Origin of the sequence: uncultured Holdemanella sp., from assembly GCF_958348295.1 — a bacterium.
Lineage (GTDB): Bacteria > Bacillota_I > Bacilli_A > Erysipelotrichales > Erysipelotrichaceae > Holdemanella.
Genome location: NZ_CATVYQ010000046.1, coordinates 1 through 19,615, shown reverse-complemented (window position 1 = coordinate 19,615; position 19,615 = coordinate 1). Strand labels below are relative to the sequence as shown.

Annotated in this window: 19 protein-coding genes; 15 read left to right on the top strand and 4 right to left on the bottom strand. The window is 33.9% G+C overall.

The features are described 5' to 3' along the window. The first annotated feature begins 94 nt into the window (after positions 1-94). From Q3907_RS08620 to Q3907_RS08585, 8 genes are all read left to right on the top strand, one after another. On the top strand, positions 95-814 hold the full coding sequence (locus Q3907_RS08620) for an SIS domain-containing protein (protein ID WP_301897990.1): 720 nt from the start codon (positions 95-97) through the stop codon (positions 812-814). A gap of 20 nt (positions 815-834) precedes the next feature. Continuing rightward, a complete protein-coding gene (locus Q3907_RS08615) occupies positions 835-1,941 on the top strand; it encodes an AI-2E family transporter (protein WP_301897989.1) in 1,107 nt (368 codons plus the stop codon). A 60-nt stretch (positions 1,942-2,001) separates the two neighbouring features. Next, entirely contained in the window at positions 2,002-3,381 is a 1,380-nt protein-coding gene (gene purF / locus Q3907_RS08610; protein WP_301897988.1) for an amidophosphoribosyltransferase, read from the top strand. Between the two features lie 2 nt (positions 3,382-3,383). Next, entirely contained in the window at positions 3,384-4,268 is an 885-nt protein-coding gene (locus tag Q3907_RS08605) for a Cof-type HAD-IIB family hydrolase (protein WP_295758608.1), read from the top strand. Positions 4,269-4,296: 28 nt separating this feature from the next. Continuing rightward, on the top strand, positions 4,297-4,605 hold the full coding sequence (trxA, locus tag Q3907_RS08600; RefSeq protein ID WP_117926679.1) for a thioredoxin: 309 nt from the start codon (positions 4,297-4,299) through the stop codon (positions 4,603-4,605). A gap of 36 nt (positions 4,606-4,641) precedes the next feature. Further along, entirely contained in the window at positions 4,642-4,953 is a 312-nt protein-coding gene (locus tag Q3907_RS08595) for a gamma-glutamylcyclotransferase family protein (protein ID WP_301897987.1), read from the top strand. A gap of 152 nt (positions 4,954-5,105) precedes the next feature. Next, positions 5,106-5,690: a hypothetical protein gene (locus Q3907_RS08590; RefSeq protein WP_301897986.1), complete on the top strand. Its 585-nt coding sequence runs from the start codon at positions 5,106-5,108 to the stop codon at positions 5,688-5,690. Further along, positions 5,680-6,579: a ketopantoate reductase family protein gene (locus Q3907_RS08585; RefSeq protein WP_301897985.1), complete on the top strand. Its 900-nt coding sequence runs from the start codon at positions 5,680-5,682 to the stop codon at positions 6,577-6,579. The genes Q3907_RS08590 and Q3907_RS08585 overlap by 11 nt, the downstream gene beginning before the upstream one ends. Before the next feature lie 18 nt (positions 6,580-6,597). Here the strand turns inward: Q3907_RS08585 and Q3907_RS08580 are convergent, their stop codons facing one another. Beyond that, positions 6,598-7,515, bottom strand: coding sequence for an ATP-binding protein (locus tag Q3907_RS08580; protein ID WP_301897984.1), 918 nt, complete (start codon positions 7,513-7,515; stop codon positions 6,598-6,600). A gap of 199 nt (positions 7,516-7,714) precedes the next feature. Here Q3907_RS08580 and Q3907_RS08575 point away from each other — a divergent pair, with 199 nt between their 5' ends. Next, positions 7,715-7,963, top strand: coding sequence for a hypothetical protein (locus tag Q3907_RS08575; RefSeq protein ID WP_117926684.1), 249 nt, complete (start codon positions 7,715-7,717; stop codon positions 7,961-7,963). Between the two features lie 21 nt (positions 7,964-7,984). Continuing rightward, positions 7,985-8,335, top strand: coding sequence for a hypothetical protein (locus Q3907_RS08570; protein WP_301897983.1), 351 nt, complete (start codon positions 7,985-7,987; stop codon positions 8,333-8,335). 137 nt (positions 8,336-8,472) lie between these two features. Here the strand turns inward: Q3907_RS08570 and Q3907_RS08565 are convergent, their stop codons facing one another. Then, positions 8,473-9,969, bottom strand: coding sequence for a carboxypeptidase M32 (locus Q3907_RS08565; RefSeq protein ID WP_278462760.1), 1,497 nt, complete (start codon positions 9,967-9,969; stop codon positions 8,473-8,475). Positions 9,970-10,076: 107 nt separating this feature from the next. On the opposite strand from Q3907_RS08565, the gene Q3907_RS08560 reads away from it, so the two are divergent. The 4 genes from Q3907_RS08560 (at position 10,077) to Q3907_RS08545 (ending at position 15,465) form a co-directional block, all read left to right on the top strand. Continuing rightward, entirely contained in the window at positions 10,077-10,577 is a 501-nt protein-coding gene (locus tag Q3907_RS08560) for a nitroreductase family protein (protein ID WP_301897982.1), read from the top strand. Further along, the gene (locus Q3907_RS08555; protein ID WP_301897981.1) at positions 10,564-11,073 is read left to right on the top strand and encodes a GNAT family N-acetyltransferase; all 510 of its coding nucleotides are present in this window, start codon (positions 10,564-10,566) and stop codon (positions 11,071-11,073) included. The genes Q3907_RS08560 and Q3907_RS08555 overlap by 14 nt, the downstream gene beginning before the upstream one ends. A gap of 61 nt (positions 11,074-11,134) precedes the next feature. Then, the gene (locus Q3907_RS08550) at positions 11,135-12,166 is read left to right on the top strand and encodes a 3-deoxy-7-phosphoheptulonate synthase (RefSeq protein WP_367881503.1); all 1,032 of its coding nucleotides are present in this window, start codon (positions 11,135-11,137) and stop codon (positions 12,164-12,166) included. A gap of 101 nt (positions 12,167-12,267) precedes the next feature. Beyond that, positions 12,268-15,465 (top strand): PAS domain-containing hybrid sensor histidine kinase/response regulator, encoded by a 3,198-nt coding sequence (locus Q3907_RS08545; RefSeq protein WP_301897979.1) that lies wholly within the window; start codon positions 12,268-12,270, stop codon positions 15,463-15,465. Between the two features lie 227 nt (positions 15,466-15,692). Here Q3907_RS08545 and Q3907_RS08540 read toward each other — a convergent pair whose 3' ends face one another. Beyond that, positions 15,693-16,994 (bottom strand): ATP-binding protein, encoded by a 1,302-nt coding sequence (locus Q3907_RS08540; protein WP_301897978.1) that lies wholly within the window; start codon positions 16,992-16,994, stop codon positions 15,693-15,695. Between the two features lie 148 nt (positions 16,995-17,142). Beyond that, entirely contained in the window at positions 17,143-19,014 is a 1,872-nt protein-coding gene (ftsH, locus tag Q3907_RS08535; RefSeq protein WP_301897977.1) for an ATP-dependent zinc metalloprotease FtsH, read from the bottom strand. Between the two features lie 136 nt (positions 19,015-19,150). Here ftsH and Q3907_RS08530 point away from each other — a divergent pair. Then, a partial coding sequence (locus tag Q3907_RS08530) for a PfkB family carbohydrate kinase (RefSeq protein ID WP_301897976.1) occupies positions 19,151-19,615 on the top strand: 465 nt, incomplete at its 3' end.

Below are 19,615 nucleotides of genomic sequence, written 5' to 3'. Positions count from 1 at the left end.
AAGAACTAGGCTATATAAAAAAAAGCCCACACTCGTTAGAGTGTGTTAGTTCAATGAATATAAAGAAATATGCATATCAAGGAGAAACAATAATATGAAAGAAGTATTTGAAGTGGGTCTTGATATCATTAAAAAGATTCAAGAAACACAATTTGAAAAATTAGAACAAACCGGTCATTTAATGGCCCAGGCATTTATGGAGGGACATAAGTTTTTTGTCAGCGGAAGTGGTCATTCCCATACAATGGCGGAAGAGATGTATGCTCGTGCGGGTGGTTTAGCTTTTGTGGTTCCCATTTTAACGAGTGAACTAACGATGACGGAGCATCCGACAAAGAGTTCACATATTGAAAGACTTAGTGGCTATGCCAAAATCTTAGCAGAGTTATATGGTATATCTTGTGGTGATGTCGTTTTGATCGCATCAAATTCAGGGCGTAACGCCTATCCAATTGAACTTGCACTTGAAGCAAAAAATCGAGGTGCACATGTAGTTGCCATCACAAGTATGAAACATACTACTGCTCAAGCTTCTCGTCATTCTTGTGGAAAGAATTTGTACCAAATTGCAGATATTGTCATTGATAATTGTGGAGAAGTAGGAGATTGTGCTTTATCCATTGAAGGATTGGATGCGAAGTTATGTCCAACATCGAGTATGGCCAATTCTTTCATTGCACAATGTATTAATGTGGCGTGTGCTGAGTACTTAATTAGTAATAATGTGGAAGTACCTGTTTTTTCATCTTTAAATTGTGATGGTACGGAAGAAAGAAATGACAAATTATTTAAAAAGTATACGCGTATGTATTAGAATAAGGGAGTGAGGTGTCTATGAAGAAAAAAAGTTTATGGATATATATTTTTGGTGTTACGCTAATTATTATTGGATTGATTAAATTGGATACATTGATTTCTATGGTAGCTCTATTATGGAATGCATGTAGAGTTTTAGTGTTTGGAGCTATGATGGCATTTGTGATTAACTTGGTTATGGCTAAGATCGAAAAGCGTTTGGATTTTATGAAGAAAGGAAAGCGAGCAACAAGCCTACTTCTTTCTTTGATTTTAATTTTTCTTTTTGTGTATTTCTTAATTACACTCGTAGTTCCATCGTTGAGTGAGGCAATAGGAGTGATTGTGGCTGTATTGCCAAAATATTTTGAGAATGCCCAGAAGTTTTTGGTGGATTTATTTGAGAATAATCCACAGCTTGCAGATTCTATTAATAATTTAGATGTCAACTGGAAGCATTTGATTCAATCCGGTATTAACGTTCTTTCAACCGGTATTACCAATGTTGTAGGTACGACATTTAATGTTGTGACTGTCATAGTGAACAGTGTATTTAATTTTGTGTTGATGTTTATTTTCGCAATCTATGTTTTATTAGAGAAAGAAAGATTCGTTCAGTTGTATCATCGCCTAACAAATCTATATCTTAGTGAAACGATAAAGCATAGAATTGACAAATGTTTGAATATAATAAATCAAACATTTAGTGCTTTTATTGGTGGACAATGTATTGAGGCAACAATTCTAGGAACACTATGCACATTGGGTATGATTATACTACGTATGCCATATCCTGCAATGATTGGCACCTTGGTTGGAGTTATTAATATTATCCCTATGATTGGAGCTTATATTGGTGGGGCGATTGGTATGTTTATGGTATTTACTGTAAGTCCAATTATGTCACTTTGGTTCTTATTATATTTATGTATTCTTCAACAAATTGAAAGTAATGTGATTTATCCACATGTTGTTGGAAATTCAGTGGGACTCCCTGGAATTTACGTTATGATGACAGTTGTGATTTTTGGATCTTTAGCTGGTATTCCAGGTATGTTTTTAGGAATTCCAACAATGGCAAGTGTGTACAAGATTGGTGTTTTATATTTAAATCGAAAAGAACGTTTAAAAGAAATGAATGGATGACGAAAAGTCGTCCATTTTTTCTTTTATGATGATATAATGTTATGGCAAAGGAGATCAGTTATGTTTGATGAAATTCATGAAGAGTGTGGTGTGTTTGGTGCGTATCGCGTAGATAATGCAGCAAGTATTACGTATTATGGTTTGCATTCCTTGCAACACAGAGGTCAGGAAGCAAGTGGTATTGCCGTTTCAGATGGTGAAAATATCACATTACAGAAAGGCAAAGGTTTGACTGTAGATGTTTTCCAAAAAGAAAAACTAGATTCTATGGTCGGAAGATTGGCTGTAGGGCATGTTCGTTATAGCACTGCTGGCGGTCAGGAAAATGAAAATATTCAACCAATCGTGTCAAAAGGACACAATGGTAGTTTGGCAGTCGTTCATAATGGACAAATAGTAAATGAAAAAGAGCTTCGTATTGAACTTGAAAATGAAGGTGCAATTTTCCAAGGTACTAGTGATAGTGAAATTATTCTTCACTTGATTCAAAAACAAAAGGGTACTTTGAAAGAGCGTGTTATGAAAACCGCAAATCGTATTGAAGGTGCATTTTCTTTCTTAGTTATGAATGAGGATACTATTTATGCGGTTCGTGATCGTCATGGATTAAGACCTTTAAGTTATGCCAAAAGTAAAGATGGCTACGTAATTAGTAGTGAAACATGTGCTTTTGAAGTTATGGGAATCTATGAAAGTGTGGATTTAAAACCAGGAGAAATCGTTGAATTCCATAAAGGCATTGTAAAACATGAATTTTATTCAACAGACATAGATCATCACATGTGTGCAATGGAGTACATTTATTTCGCAAGACCAGATAGTGTGGTAGAAGGCATTAACGTACATGCTTTCCGTAAGGCAACAGGATCTATTTTGGCTAGAGAAGATAAAGATTTAAAGGCTGACATCGTTATTGGTGTACCAGACTCATCTTTATCGGCTGCCATTGGTTACGCAGAAGAAGCGGGTATACCATTTGAAACAGGATTGATTAAAAACCGTTATGTAGGACGTACATTTATTCAACCTACACAGGCTATGCGTGATCGTAGTGTTCGATTAAAATTGAGCCCTGTGTCAAGTGTAGTTAAAGGGAAATCGATTGTTATGATCGATGATTCCATTGTTCGTGGAACTACATCAAGAAGAATTGTTCAATTGTTGAAAGATGCAGGAGCTACAGAGGTTCATGTGCGTATAGCTAGTCCTGTAATCACGAGTCCATGTTTCTATGGTGTAGATACTTCAACAAAAGATCAATTGATTGGTGCTCGTATGAGTGTGGAAGAACTTCGTGACTATATTTGTGCGGATACGTTACGTTTCATGACAGAAGAAGAAATGAAAGAAGCTGCTCATGGTGTTGGTTTATGTTTAGCATGCTTTAATGGAGAATATTGTACAAAATTGTTCTCGTATCAAGAGGAATTGGATAAATAATTATGACAATCAAGTGTTTGGCTTTTGATTTAGATGGCACTTTGCTTTTAGATGGTTCAAAAAAAATTGATCCAAGAACGTTTGATTCGATTCAAAAGGCAATGGCACAAGGAATGCATATAGTAATTGCGTCGGGCCGAGATAAAAATGGGTGTAAGTTTGTATATGAACCATTAGGATTAGAGAATGGAAATCATTTTTTGGCATTAGTAAATGGTCAGATCATATATGATTTTGAAAATAAAGAATATGATTTGGATGATGTTTTAACAACAGAAGATGGAATTAAAATACAGAAAGTTTGTAAGGAATTTGGTGTCGAAGGAATTTTTCAATGTGGATATGATTTTTATAGTTACATATCTTCATTGAATCGTGTAAAGAAAAAAGTCAAAAATGCTATTTTAGGTGAGCCTGATGATTATGGCTTGAAGGATGGCAGAGAAAACCGTAATTTCATTGATTTACCTTTTGAAGAAATTCGCTTAACACAAGATATCAATAAAGTTATTATGGTGCATACACCGAAGTTCTTTGAAAAGAATTTTGATGGAATTAAAGCGGCACTTAGTGATTATGATGTTTTATTGGTAGGACCAGATTGGCTTGAAATTATGCCAAAACATGTAAGTAAAGCAAGTGCATTGTGGAAGATTTGCGATCAACTTGGAATTAGTATGAATGAGGTCATGGCTTTTGGAGATGCACAAAACGATTTGAAGATGCTTCAACAAGTAGGTATTGGTGTAGCTATGGGAAATGCGATGGATGAAGCTAAATATGCGGCTACTGTCGTTACAGATACAAATATGAATAATGGCATTGGAAAAGTCATTGATGCGTTGTTGGCGGGCAAAGAAATGGACTTACGTAAAGGCTTGTTATAGAATGGAATCAGATAAGGAGGAACCTTGTATGAAAATTGTAAATACAGAAGAATTTAACGCATTAATGAATGAAGATGCAGTTTTAGTCGACTTCTTCGCAACTTGGTGTGGACCATGTAAAATGTTGACACCTGTACTTGAATCAGTCGCAAATAAATTAGATGGAAAAGTAAAAATCGTGAAAGTGGATGTGGATGAAAGTCCAGATTTAGCTCAAAGATTTGGTATTATGTCTGTTCCAACAATGATTCTATTCAAAAAAGGACAACAGGCTGCAGCATTCTCAGGATATATGCCTGAGGCAATGTTGATGCAAAATATTGAAAGCAAATTATAGGATGATTCGTCATCCTATTTTCTTTAGGGAGAAAATATGTATTATATTGCGTATGGAAGTAATTTAAACAAAGAAGAAATGAAGAGCCGCTGCAAAGATGCGAAGTTTGTATCTTTGGCAAGACTTGAAAACTATACACTTACCTATCGTGGAAATCCTGGAAGAGCGTATTTAACGGTTGATAAGAAAAAAGGAGATTTTGTACGAGTAGCTGTATGGGATGTGAGTGAAAATGATAAGAAGAGTTTAGATGAATATGAGGATTATCCATATTTGTATGATTGCTTTGAAGAAAAGATATTATTAGAAAACAATGAAACAATCACTGGCTTTATCTACCAAATGTAAAGTCGTTTTCCAATATGTAAACCGAGCGATTCCTATATGGAACGTTGCAAACAAGGCTATCGCGATATGGGTTGGGATACTTCAATTTTAGATTTTTAATGAATTTTAAAGCTTGATGTGGCATAATAAAAGGAAAATAAGGGGACTTTAAAATGAAAAATTGGAGATACTTAATTTTAAGTTTAGTTTTATCCTTGTTCATTCATTACTACGTCACAGCTGTTTTAATGGAAATTTTTGGCATGGGACGGTATCCAATTCAATTTGTTGTATGGTGCATTGAATTGGTCGTTATATATGATGCGTTGATGTTTTTTACGAAAAATTGGAATGTAAAACATCGAGTCATGTTTTTCTTTGTATATTATTTATTTTTAATAATTGCCCTATTGATACGTTATGATCAAGGTATCACTATTATTCAGTTGAATCCATTTGCGTGTCTTAGAGAAATCTATTATGGTTCTTGGACAGAATGGATCGTATTCGCATTTAATATTGGATACTTTATGTTTATGCCATGGGTGAATGGACTATTTATTTCATCAAACAAAGAAAACTTTATTATTTCTGTATTTATTGGTTTTCTATGTGAATTTATGCAGTTGATCTTTCATAGAGGCGTATTTGATTTAGGGGATATTTCTCTATATGTAGTTGGAATCTTGTTGGGGATTTATGTAAAAGAAAAGTACCATGTTCATCTAAAAGAAAAGAGTGAAGTACATGACAATTAAAACAGTTGCGATATTCGGTGCGGGAGCCGTAGGTTCTTATTGTATCTACGGTTTATCAAAGTGCGATATACAATTAAGTGTCATCGCAAAAGATGAACGAAACGAGAGATTAAAAAAGAATGGTTGTTTAATCAACAATATCATTTATCATCCCGAAGTATTAACGCCTGAAGAAGCACATGGAGTAGATCTTCTCATTGTATGTTTAAAATACAATGCGTTGCAAGATGCTTTAGAAGATATTCAACAAATTGTAGATGAACATACCTTAGTCATGTCTTTAATGAATGGTGTGGATAGTGAACAAATTATTGGAAATCAGATTGGTATGCAGCATATGATATATTCACTCATTAAAGTAGCAAGTCATAAAGAAGACTTAGGATATGTATTTGATCCAGAAACAACGATTGGAATTGTGCTAGAAGAAAATGAGGAAATCGATGAATTGTTTAGTCGAAGCAATTTACATTATCGAATGACTTCATATATTCAGGAAGAAATATGGAGTAAGTTTCGTTTAAATGTAACTAAAAACTTACCTCAAGCTATTCTTGGAGCTGGCGTTGGATGTTACTCGGATAGTGATCATGTGAAAGCTATACAGTCTGGATTAAAAGAAGAATTGGAGACTATCGCAAAAGCTAAAGGTATTGATATGTCAAAGGCTGATCCAAGTGCAACACGTGGTAGTGCAGTGCCTAAAACAGCCAGGTATTCTACCCTACAGGATTTGGATGCCAAAAGACATACGGAAATTGATATGTTTTCGGGGGCGATAATAAAGATGGGAAAAGAATTAAATATTCCAACGCCTTATAATGAATTTGTATATCATATCATCAAGGCTATGGAAGAAAAGAATGATGGTTTATTTGACTATAAATAAAGAGAAGTGAATTAATGATCACTTCTCTTCTTTTAATATATAGAATGTATTTTTACCTTTGCCATGTTGAGAGATTCGACCTTCTTCTTTCATTCTGCTTAAAATGCGCCCACAAGTTGTTTGAGAAAGATTAAAGGTATCTTGAACATCTTTGCGAGAGAATTGGGTATGTGTTTTCGCATACTCTAAGATTTTGTTTTCAGGACAATCATATACAATGATATCTTCCTGAATTTTATTGTTTTTCTTTTGATAGTTTAGGTTTGGAAGAATAATTTTAAAGGCATTTTCTGTTGTGACAAATTGAGGCTTGAATTCAGATTCTGAATACGAATCAAGAATCTTTTGAATGCCCGTACCATAAGCTTCAATGAGTTCTAACCGATAAAAGATATTTGCGAGTTTAGGGTTTCGACAAACAGAAATACCAAGCTGAATGTCTTCTAAAGTGATTCCTTTTAATAAGCCTCCGATGGAAGTAAATTCAATCCGGTCTGTATACATACGAACAAAGGAACTTGCGCTATATGAATATTCACGATGAACAATTAGATTTAATAAAGCTTCTCTAATGGCTACTTCTGGATAATCTCTTTTATCGATTCTTTTCAATCCTGAAAAAATAGAATGTTTTTGATTTCTAAAATCGATATAAGAATATACTTCATGCATTTGTTTGAATAATGAACCGGTGAATTCATTTCGATCTTGAAATATATTTTGTGTTTCGCCATCAAAAACTGCCACTTTAATTGTATGTTTGCATTGATCTGATAAAAGCAGACCTAAGTTTGTATAAAGTCCATCTTGATTTTGAATGCCTAAGTTCTTTTTCTTAAATGGAATGCCTGATTCGTCAAATTCAGTTTTAGCAGAAAGAAAAGTCAAGTCTTGTTCTAAAGAACGCATTTGTTCAAAATCTTCTTGAAATATCATAAAATAGCTCCTTTTTACCCATATACTAACCAATCTAACCATTCTAATCAATAAAGAATTTGTTTTTCTTGTTGTGCATATCCCCCTTCCTGATGATAGTGAACAAGAAAAATTAGATTGACAAAGAATAAAGAAAAAATTATTATAATGATAGGGAGTGGGAATTCCCACGTTTAGATTTGTATTGGAGGTGTTGATAATGGAAACAATAAAGGATTATGTTGCACATTTGGATAACAAAAAAAGAATTACTCTTAGAGGAGCTACTTATCATTACTACAATGTGAAAGAATATGGAAATGGTTGTATAATTCTTGAACCTCGGGAATTATCAGTGCCAAAGAGCATTTCAGCTAGAACATTGGCAGATATGGATCGTGCGGTAAGTAATTTTAAGTGTGGAGATGTTTCCACGGCTATTGATTTGTCGGATTTTTCAAAGGAATAATAAATGAATTTTAATATACGAATGGGAATTCCTGAAATGCAGGAACTTTGGCAAGATTTGCAACAAAAATATCGTTCTGGTAAGATCAAAAAGAAGGAAGAGCAACTCTATAAAAAATGGGGGAAAGCTTTAAAGTTGTTGTCGGCGGATCCATTTTATCCGAGTCTTCAAACCCATGAAATAGAGCCTTTATCTAGACGTTACGGAATGAAAGTGTGGCAATCTTATTTGGAAAATAAAACAAGTGGTGCAATGAGAATGTATTGGGTTTACGGACCGGATCAGAAAGATATCACGATTATTGGATTGGAGCCACATCCGGAAGATAAGAAAAATGGCGCATACGATAGAATTTCACTGTCGGATTTGTAGAATAAATTTGAATAAGGTACTAAATATGAGTAGTTAGTCTGTGAAAATAGGTTAGCTGCTTTTTTTTAAAAATTCAGAATGATTCATTTCTAACCATTCTTGTCAATAAGAAAAGAAGTGATGTTACTCACTTCTTCTTAGTCTAGATTGTATAATTTCTTGTATTTTTTGATTAAATAATCTGTGTAATAGTCTGGATTGAATGGTTCACCACTTACTTCTTCTACGATTTCAGCCATCGATTTACTTGCAGCATAATGGTGTACATTTTCTTTTAACCAGTTTGTGATTTTTTCAAAGTGGTTTGTTAGTAGGGCTTCTTTTACATCAAATTGTTTTTCCATTGTTGCATACAATTGTGCAGCATACGCACTACCCAATGCGTATGTTGGGAAGTATCCTAAGTATCCTGTAGACCAGTGCATATCTTGTAAGACACCTTCTTTATAGTTTGTAGGACGAACACCTAAATATTCTTCGTATTTATCTGCCCATAGTTCTGGTAACTTATCATAATCTACATTGCCTTTCGCAATTTCTTTTTCGATTTCATAACGAACCATGATGTGTAATGGGTATGTCAATTCATCGGCTTCTGTACGAATCAAAGCACATTCTGTTTTATTGATCATGTTTACTAATTCGTCAACAGACACATCTTTAAATTCTGGGAATAAATTTACTAATTGATTATAGTTTGCTTGCCAGAAAGCGTGACTTCTACCAACGTGGTTTTCTAAGAAACGAGATTGCGATTCGTGTGCAGCCGAACCAACAGCTTGTGTAAGCATGGTTCCTTCAAATGCAGGATCCATTTGTAGTCCATAAAGAGCATGTCCATATTCGTGTACAGTTGAAAGGATAGCACTCAAAAATTGGTCTGGATAATAGTGTGTTGTGATACGAGCGTCGTTGCTTGAGAAGAAATCAGTGAATGGGTGTTCTGTGGTTGAAAGGTATACTTTACCAAAATCTACTTTCATGAAATCACAGATTACTTCCATAAATTTTTCTTGGCGATCCAAATCATATGTTTCATGGAGTAAGTCATCATTGATTTGTGGCTTGTTTTGAATTTCATGAATTAATGGAACTAATTTTTCCTTAACATTATTAAAGAATGCATCATATTTTTCTTGTGTCATTCCCTTTTCATAACGATCCAATAATACATCATACGCATTATTTCCATTGAATTTAGGATCATATTCTAAAAGGTGCAAAGTCTCTTTCATGATGGCTTGTAAATGTGGTTTGAAATGTTCATAGTTATCTGCTTCTTTAGCTTCATGCCAAGCAAGTTCACTATCCGCTTTGACTTTGACATAGTTCGCATATACATCACTAGGAATGTTTTCAGATTGAGCTAATGCTTCAAGACGATAATCGACTTCTTTCTTTTCTAAACTTCCTTCTGGCAATGTCTTTGCGTATTCCTTGATCTTTTTGATTGTTTCTGGATCATTTTCAATGATGAATGCTTGTTTAGATAGTCTAGACAACATTTCATTTGAATAAGGAATTCCTTTCTTTGGTGCAATTGTCATTTGTTCAAAATAAATGGTTGAGAATGCCAATGAGAAGGCATCTAATGTTCTTTCGTATTCTTGATAGAATGGTTCAAATTTTAACATGGTTAAATTCCTCCTGCTTGTATTGTAACACAAAGAAAAGAATAGTCATTATATAATGAAAGCGAATTTTCAAAATGGTGATATAATACAGAAAAGGAGTATAGAGTATGGATGCAATTTTTAATCGTACAAGTGTAAGAAAATATAAACAGGAATCTTTAAAAAAAGAAGAGATTGATTTAATTTTAAAGGCAGCATTTAGTGCACCTAGTGCTAGAAATAGTCAGCCTTGGCAATTTATTGTCGTAGAAAATAAAGACACATTAAAGGATTTAAGTCAAATGACGCCTTATGCATCCTTTCTAAAAGATGCAGCTATGGGAATGGTTGTTTGTGCGGATAAAAATAAGAATGATAGTTTGGATTATTGTCAACAAGACTTGGCAGCGGCTACAGAGAATATGTTGGTTGAAGCGAAAAGTTTGGGTATTGGTTCATGCTGGCTGGGTGTGTATCCGAATGAAGAGCGTTATTTGGCTTTAAACCAATATTTTAAATTGCCTAAGGGAATTGTTCCAATGTGGATGATTTCATTTGGATATATAGATCAAGAAGAGGTTGTAAAAGATAAATTTGATAGTTCGAAGGTGCATTATGAAAAGTATTAATATTGTAGAGTGTAAGAATGAGGATGATTTAAAAGAAGTAGCTATTCTTGCCGAAAAGATTTGGCATGAATTCTTTCCTGGAATCATTTCAGAAGCACAAATTGACTATATGGTAGATAAGTTTCAGAGCTTTGATGCCATGCAAGACCAAGTAAAACATCAGCAGTATCATTATCATAAGGTATATGAAGGTGATGAGCTAGTTGGATATATTGGTTTGCAGAATCAGCCGGATCGTTTATTCTTGTCTAAACTGTATTTAAAGGATTTAGCTAGAGGAAAGCACTATGCGACTGAAATGTTTGAGTATGTAAAGAAACAGGCAGAAAAGTATTGTTACCCATCTATTTATTTGACTTGCAACAAATATAATAAGCATAGTCTAGCTGTATATGAGAAGTTTGGTTTTCAATGGATTGATTCTGTACAGACAGATATAGGAAATGGCTTCATCATGGATGATTACATCTTGGAATATCAATTAAATCGTATCTGATTTTGAAAAACATGCGAGAATATGATATTGTCAAAGGGTAATTTAAAGAGGGATGTTGAATATGGATATGAAGAAGATACAGGAGTTACCAACTCCAGAAGATTTAAAGAAGGAGTTTCCTTTACCTTATAAGGTGCAAAAAATTAAGAAACAAAGAGATCAGGAAATTGAAGATATTTTTACTGGAAAAGATGATCGTTTAATTTTAATTATCGGTCCTTGTAGTGCGGATCGCGAAGATGCGGTTTTAGACTATATGAATCGTTTGGCTGTTTTACAGGAAAAAGTAAAAGATAAGATTTTTATGATTCCACGTGTATATACAAATAAACCACGTACAAAGGGTGTTGGATATAAGGGGATGTTGCATCAACCAGATCCTCATTCCAAAGAGGATATGTTGAAGGGAATCATTGCGATTCGTAAGCTACATACAGATGTAGTTACACAGACAGGTTTTACTTGTGCAGAAGAAATGCTGTATCCAGAAAATCATGCATATTTATCGGATTTATTGGGATATGTAGCCATCGGTGCAAGAAGTGTGGAGAATCAACAACATCGTATTGTGGCTAGTGGTGTAGGAATTCCTGCAGGAATGAAAAATCCGACAGGTGGAGATCTTACAGTCATGATGAATTCGATTGTAGCTGCTCAAGCCGATCAAAGATTTGTATACCGTGGTTGGGAAGTACAGACAGATGGAAATCCACTAGCTCATGCGATATTAAGAGGATATGTGGATAAGTTTAATCATGCGCATGCGAATTATCACTATGAAGATTTGATGGAGTTGATTCATTTATATGAAAAGTCAGATTTAAAGAATCCAGCTTGTATTGTGGATTGTAATCACTCGAATTCAAATAAACAATATTTAGAGCAGATTCGTATTGCCAAGGATGTAATGCATTCTAGAAGTAAATCGGAAGATATCAAAAAGCTAGTGAAGGGCTTGATGATTGAGAGTTATTTAGAGGATGGAAATCAGCCAACAGATGGTAATGTGTATGGAAAGTCGATCACAGATCCTTGTCTTGGTTGGGATAAGACAGAACAATTGGTTTTAGATTTATATGAGTTGTGCGATTAGGAAGCGTTGAGCTTCCTTTTTTGTTAGAATTTTTATTTTAAAAATAGGCAAAAATTAAATAGTCATTTATAATGAAAATGTCAATATGAGGAGGTCATACTATGAATCAACTTCTTCAAGAAAAAAGAGATGCCGAAAATTTTTTGCGATTAATAGCACCTAAATATGCAGCGGTTTATATTTTAGATCGAAGTACAGATACTTTTCGTGATATTTTAGCTCCAGAAGCATTTCGTGCTTTTGCCAAAGACACAAAAGGTTCCTATTCAGATGCGATGCAATTATATCGAGATCAATATGTAGCTTGTGATTATAAAGAAGTGATTGATCGAGTTTTGGACTATGATTATGTATATAATATTTTGTCTTCTGGTAATCAGATGAATGTTACGTATCGTAAAAAGGATGGTACTTTGATTCGTCTGAAAATTGATCGGTATTCAGATACTGATGAGAATCTTTCTATATGGGTATATACAAATGAAGATAGTGAAGATGCGCTATATGGAGAGCTTGGTGAGGCTCGTTTTCGCATTCGGTTTGATGATAATGAAAGGCCAGTAGAGTTTGTAGGAAGTGAAAGTCTATCTGAGATGCTTTATGGATTTAAAGGTGAGACGCATATTTCGTGTTCTATGCTTTGGAATCATATGCATCCTCAAGATATTGATGTTGTTAAAGAAGAGTTTAAAAACATTCATGATACGAGGGATTCAACCGTAACATATGAGGTAGAGTATCGTTTTCAGAATAAAGACAAACAATATCGTTGGTATCGTGCCATTGGAAAGCCTGTTTTAAATGAAAGAGGAAAGATTGTAAGTGTTTGTGGATTTATTATTGATATTCATAAGCATAAGGAAAAAACCCTTCTTCAACAGCGTTTTATTTCTGGTTTGAGTCATGAATATGTCACGGTATGGGTAATCAATCATGATTTAACGGTTGAATTGTATCAACAAACAAAAAAAGGGGATCATATTGCTCAAGAAGCAATTGAAAAGTTTGCCAAAGAAAATAATTATCAAAAGAGCATGGAGAAATATGCTTCAGAATATGTTTGTGAAGAAGATCGAGAAGAATTCTTAAGACGAGTGGATTATCGTCTTGTTCGTGAACGAATCAAGACAGAAAAAGTATATCCGGTTGTTTTTCAAAGAGAATTTAATGGAAAAATAGATTATTTCCAGGCTTGCTTTGCGCAAATTTCGGATGAGACAGATGATTTTGTGCTGGGCTTTAAATTGGTGAATGACATTGTTGAGCATGAAAAAGAAAGAAATGATCGATTGGAAGAAGAAAAACAAATTCTAGAAAGTCTAAGCTCTGACTTTACGGCTATCTATTATTTGGAAGTTAACAGTGGTAAATTTGAACCTGTTCATATTCAGGATGAAACCAATGCGAGTGAATTAATAAGAAGTTATTCAGGGTATAAAGATTTTTATGAATATACTTATCAATATGCGATGCGTTATATTCCTAAGGAGGAGCAGCCTGAGTTTTTATGGTGGTTTTCTCGTGATAATTTAAAATCTTTGTTGAAAACACAAGTGAGTCTAACGCAGAATTATCGTTGTTATCCAAATGCGCAGAATCAACAATATTTTGAAACGAAAGTTGTTAAGGTAAGTGAAGATGAAGAGTCGTGTTACGCATTATTGGGTTTTCGTTATATTGATGATATTATCAAAAAAGAAAAAGCGACGCAGAAAAGGTTGCAGAATGCTTTAGAGGAAATAAAGAGGAGTAATGAAACGATTTCTACAATTGCGAAAAGTTATAGTTCAATTTATAAAGTTGATTTTGAAACAGATACATATGAAAGAATTTTAGGAAGTGACATTATTCCTAAAACGGGGTGTGCATCTGAAAAAATGTTTGACGTATGTGAACAAGATGTTGCGCCGGAATATCGAAATATTATCCATCAATTTGCGAATATAGAAACATTAACTTCACGACTTGAAAAAGAAGAGGATGTTTTAGCGGAATATCGAATGGTGGATGGCAACTGGCATAAATTGCGTATTATTGTTTCCAAAAGAAATGCGAATAGAAAAGCGATTCAAGCCATTGCGACAATTCGTACAATTAGTGAGACAAAGCGTAAAGAATTAAATTTATTTTTTGAAGCAGAACAGGCAAAGCGAGATGCGAAAATAAAAACGCGATTCTTACAGAGTATGTCTCATGATATGCGTACGCCATTAAATGGTATTGCGGGTATGCTTCATATGGCAGATCAAAATCCAAAGGATTTAGAGCTGCAGAAAATCACAAGAAATAAGGTTCATCAGTCGTTAAATTATTTGATTTCTTTGGTCAATGATGTTTTGGATATGAATGATTTAGAAAGTGATCATTTTACAGAGGAAGAAGTTGATTTTGATATTACTGAATTATTGGGTAATATTAATATTGATGGACAACAATTGGCACAAGAAAAGAATATTCAATATATTTTAGATTGGTATGAAGGTCAGTTAAGTCATTCAAGGTTTAGAGGATATCCAATATATCTTTCACGAATACTATCGATAGTTGTACAAAATGCCGTTAAGTTTACACCAGAAAATGGAGAAATCCATGTATGGATGAATGAGAAATGTTTAGATGATTCTACATCGCTTTTAGAATTTAGATGCAAAGATAATGGTATTGGGATGAGTAAAGATTTTATTCAACATGCCTTTGATTTATTTGCGCAAGAAGATAGTTCTAGTAGATCCACATATCAAGGTACAGGGCTTGGTTTGCCTATTGCCAAAAAGCTTGTGGAGTATATGCATGGAAATATTCAATTGGAAAGTGAAAAGGGCGTTGGAACTACGGTTTCGATTCAGATTCCTTTTAAGTTAAGAAAATCAATTGAAAACAAAAATAATAGGCATCAACAAATATCGTTAGAAGGTTTATGTGTGCTTGTGGCAGAAGATAACGATTTGAATATGGAAATCGTTGAATATATGTTAGAACGTAATGGTATTCGGGTTGTATGTGCAAAAGATGGTCAAGAAGTAATAGATTTATTTGAAAAGAGTGAAGAAAATAAATTTGATTTTATTCTTATGGATATCATGATGCCAAAAATAAATGGTTTAGATGCGACAAGAAAGATTCGTGCATTAAAACGATTGGATGCAAAGACAATTCCAATCATTGCGATGAGTGCCAATGCATTTGTAGAAGACATAATGAATAGCAAGATAGCAGGTATGAATATGCATTTGGCTAAGCCTTTAGATGAAACTAAATTAGTAAATGCTTTAAAACAATGCAAAAAGGATGAAGAGTAAATGATATCCTTCTATTTTATGCACAAGATTAGATGTTTGTGATGAAGAAATAAGAGATAATTATCCAAAATATGTGGTTACTTTAGATGAATTATCAACAGGCAATATAGAAGGTGTAAAAATAATATACTTGGCTAATTTTCTGTTAAAAGAAGAATATTAAAAAATGCAGGGTTGAAAGCCCTGCATTTGCTATAACATAATATCAAAACTTGCAATACATTATATTAAAGAACATTGTCTGATAATAAAAAATCAATTAGGCCAATGTTTAAAATTCCATTTTCATCATAAAAACGTTTACGAATATCTCTTCTGACAATAATTTTTGGAAAACTATCTCCAGTAATGTTTAGTGAACGTGATTCAGAATATACTTTTTCTTCATTTTCCATTGCATAAGCGGATTGAATATAATATTTTTTCATTCCTTTTTGAATAATAAAGTCGATTTCTCTAGCTACTTTTCGATAGGTTCCTTTTTCCGTTTTAATGTTTTCGTAGACCACGCCCACATCGATTTTAAATCCACGAATGATTAATTCATTGTATAAGATATTTTCCATAATGTGTGGCATTTCAATTTGTCGAAAGCCGGTTCTTGCATTCCGCAAACCTATATCTTCGCAATAGTATTTTTTTGGGAAATCTAAATAAGATTTTCCTTTTACATCAAACCGCAAAGCCTCTTTAAAAAGAAAAGAATCTTCTAAAAAATTAATATATTTATTAATTGTGGGAAGATAAACAATATCTTTTCCACTGCGTTGTTGTTTGGAATTGATAGCTTTAGTGATTTTAGATGGATTTGTTAAAGAACCTACAGACGAGCATAATAAATCAATAATAGAACCTAAAATATCTTCTCTTTCAATATGTTTGCGTTCTACAATATCTCGAATATACACTTCTTTAAATAAGCTTTCTAGATATTCAATCTTGGAGGTTTCGTCTTGTTTTGTGAGTAGAAAAGGCATTCCACCATAAAACGAATAATTATCAAATGCCTCCTCTTTATCTCCACCAACAAATGAATAATATTCCGAAAAGGAGAAAGGATGAATTTTTATTTCATCACTACGACCTCTAAACTCCGTTAAGATATCATTAGAAAGCATTTTAGAATTGCTGCCAGTTACATAAATATCCAAATTTGATAGTTCTTTTAAGTCATTTAACATATCATAGAAAGAAATTTTTTTTCCTTTTGGATTATAAGGATTATTTACTTCATCGGACATTTGTACTTCATCAATGAATAGATAATATTGTTGTGTCGTATTGTCAACAATACTATGGATTTTCTTTGAAAGTTCAATGGGGTTTCGATATTGAATGTCTTTCATCTGATCCAATTCAAAAGTGATAATTTGTTGGTTATCAATGCCGTTTTTTAATAGATAATTTTTAAAAAGATGGAAAAGTAGAAACGATTTTCCGCATCTTCTCAGGCCTGTGATGACTTTGATTTGTCCGTCATGTTGACAAGCAATCAATTTTTGTAAATATAGATTTCTTTGAATTTCCATAAATTCTCCTAGTATAAAGTAATATAAAAACTCGCAATACATTATATTAAAATTATACAATTTGATAAAACTTTTATCAAACGAAATATAATATAATGCAAAAACTCGCAATACATTATATTTAAAAAAGATGTGCATTACACACATCTTAATCTTTATTTGTTTGTGCTGGGATTTCAGCTGGTTTATTTAAGATATACATGAATTCTTCACCTGTAATTGTTTCTCTTTCATATAAGAATTTGGCAAGTTCATGTAGCTTCATCTTATTGTCTTCTAGAATTTGATAAGCTTCATCATGCGCTTTTTTAATCAAGGCGATAGTTGCCTCATCAATCTTAGTAGCTGTTTCATTTGAACAAGCTAAAGATGTATCACCACCCAAATATTGGTTGTTTACGGTTTCTAAAGCTGTCATGCCAAATTCATCCGACATACCTAGACGTGTAATCATGGCTCTAGCAAGTTTAGTGGCTTGTTCAATATCGTTGCTCGCTCCACTTGTGATGGAATTAAAAATCAACTCTTCAGCACAACGACCACCAGTATACACCATGATCTTTTGGAAAGCTTCCTCTTTTGACAATAGGTTTTGTTCGTTTTTTTCTACTTGCATAGTGTATCCCAAAGCCCCTTTTGTACGAGGGATAATTGTGATTTTGTGAACGGGAGCCGTATTTTTACATTTAGCAGCCACTAGTGCATGTCCAATTTCATGATAAGAAACAATCATTCGTTCTCGATTTGAAATCACTGCACCCTTCTTTTGTTCACCGGCAATAACAATTTCAATGGCTTCTTCTAAGTCTTTTTGAACCACTGTTTTACGATGGTCACGAACCGCTAATAAAGCTCCTTCATTAATGATGTTGGCAAGTTCTGCACCGCTAGCTCCTGCACTAGCTCTTGCGATAACGTTAAAGTCAATGTTGTTTGAGCATTTGATGCCTTTGGCATGTAATTTAAGAATGGCTTCACGACCTGCAAGATCTGGAAGTTCAACCGGAATTCTTCTGTCGAATCGACCAGGACGAGTTAGAGCTGGGTCTAATGAATCAGGACGGTTTGTAGCAGCAAGTAATACAACGCCTTTGGAACCATCAAATCCATCCATTTCGGCAAGTAGTTGGTTTAATGTTTGTTCACGCTCATCATTGCCATTCATACCTGCACCATCACGTTTTTTACCAATGGTATCAATTTCATCAATAAATACAATACAAGGAGCTTTTTCACGTGCTTGTTTGAATAAATCACGCACTTTAGCAGCACCTCTACCAACAAACATTTCTACAAATTCACTACCTGAAATAGAGAAGAATGGAACGCCAGCCTCGCCGGCAACAGCTTTGGCAAGTAATGTTTTACCAGTTCCAGGAGGACCTACTAATAAGGCTCCTTTTGGCATCTTAGCACCAATTTCTTTATATTTAGCTGGATTATTTAAGAAGTCTACAATCTCTTGTAGATTTTCCTTCGCTTCTTCTTGTCCAGCAACATCATTGAATGTTTTTCCAGTTTGTTCACCAACATAGACTTTGGCATTGCTCTTTCCTAGATTGCCTAGACCAAAACCAGAGCCTTGTGAAAATGACATTTGATCATCTCCGCCCATTTTCTTTTGCATACGCTTAAACATCCATGCGCCAAATGCCCAGAAAATGATTAATGGCAAGAAAAAGGAAATTAAACTTGATACAATAGGATTCATTTGTTCTTGATAGACTTGTCCAAACTTAGCTCCGGATTTATCTAATCGATTGACTAGATCCGAATCATTCATAACACCTGTTTTATAGGTCTTATCTGTTGAGTCTTTCTTTAAAGTGTAATAAATATTGTGATCTTCAATTTGAACGGTATCTACTTTCTTTTCTTCAATCTTATTTAAGAAATCTGAGTAATTGGTTGTTTCAAGTCTAGATTGTTGAAACATAGGGAATACGATAAGGTTTAAAGCTATAATGACAATCAATATGATCATGTAATATCTGTATAAAGGCTTCTTTTGTTTGTTCATGAGTTTTCCTCCTTAAGAAATTGATTACATTATACACCTTATTAGCACTTTGGCAAGCAGAGTGCTACACATTCCATAATTCCACATAATTTAAAAGAAAATGATATAATAGAAATGTTTATGGAGGATATATATTATGAAGGTAGTAACTTTTGGAGAAATCATGCTTCGTTTAAAAACACCTGAAAACTTGCGTATTATGCAAAGCGATGGTTTTGAGGCTAGTTATGGTGGTGCAGAGGCCAATGTTGCTGTAAGTTTAGCGATGTATGAAGATAAATGTGCTTTTGTATCTAAAGTACCAAACAATCCAGTGGGGATGTCTGCATTAAGTGAAGTTCGTCATTATGGTGTAAATACAGAGTATATGCTTCGTGGAGGCGATCGTTTAGGAATTTATTTCTTTGAAAAGGGAAGTGATATTCGCGGTACAAACGTTGTATATGATCGTGCATTTAGTGCTTTTTCACTATCTCAGCCAAGCGAATACCATTGGGAAAATATCTTAGAGCCAGGTGATGTTTTCTATTTTTCAGGCGTAACTCCAGCTGTATCTAAATATGTTGAGGATACAGTAAGAAGTGCTTTGAAGTATTGTAAG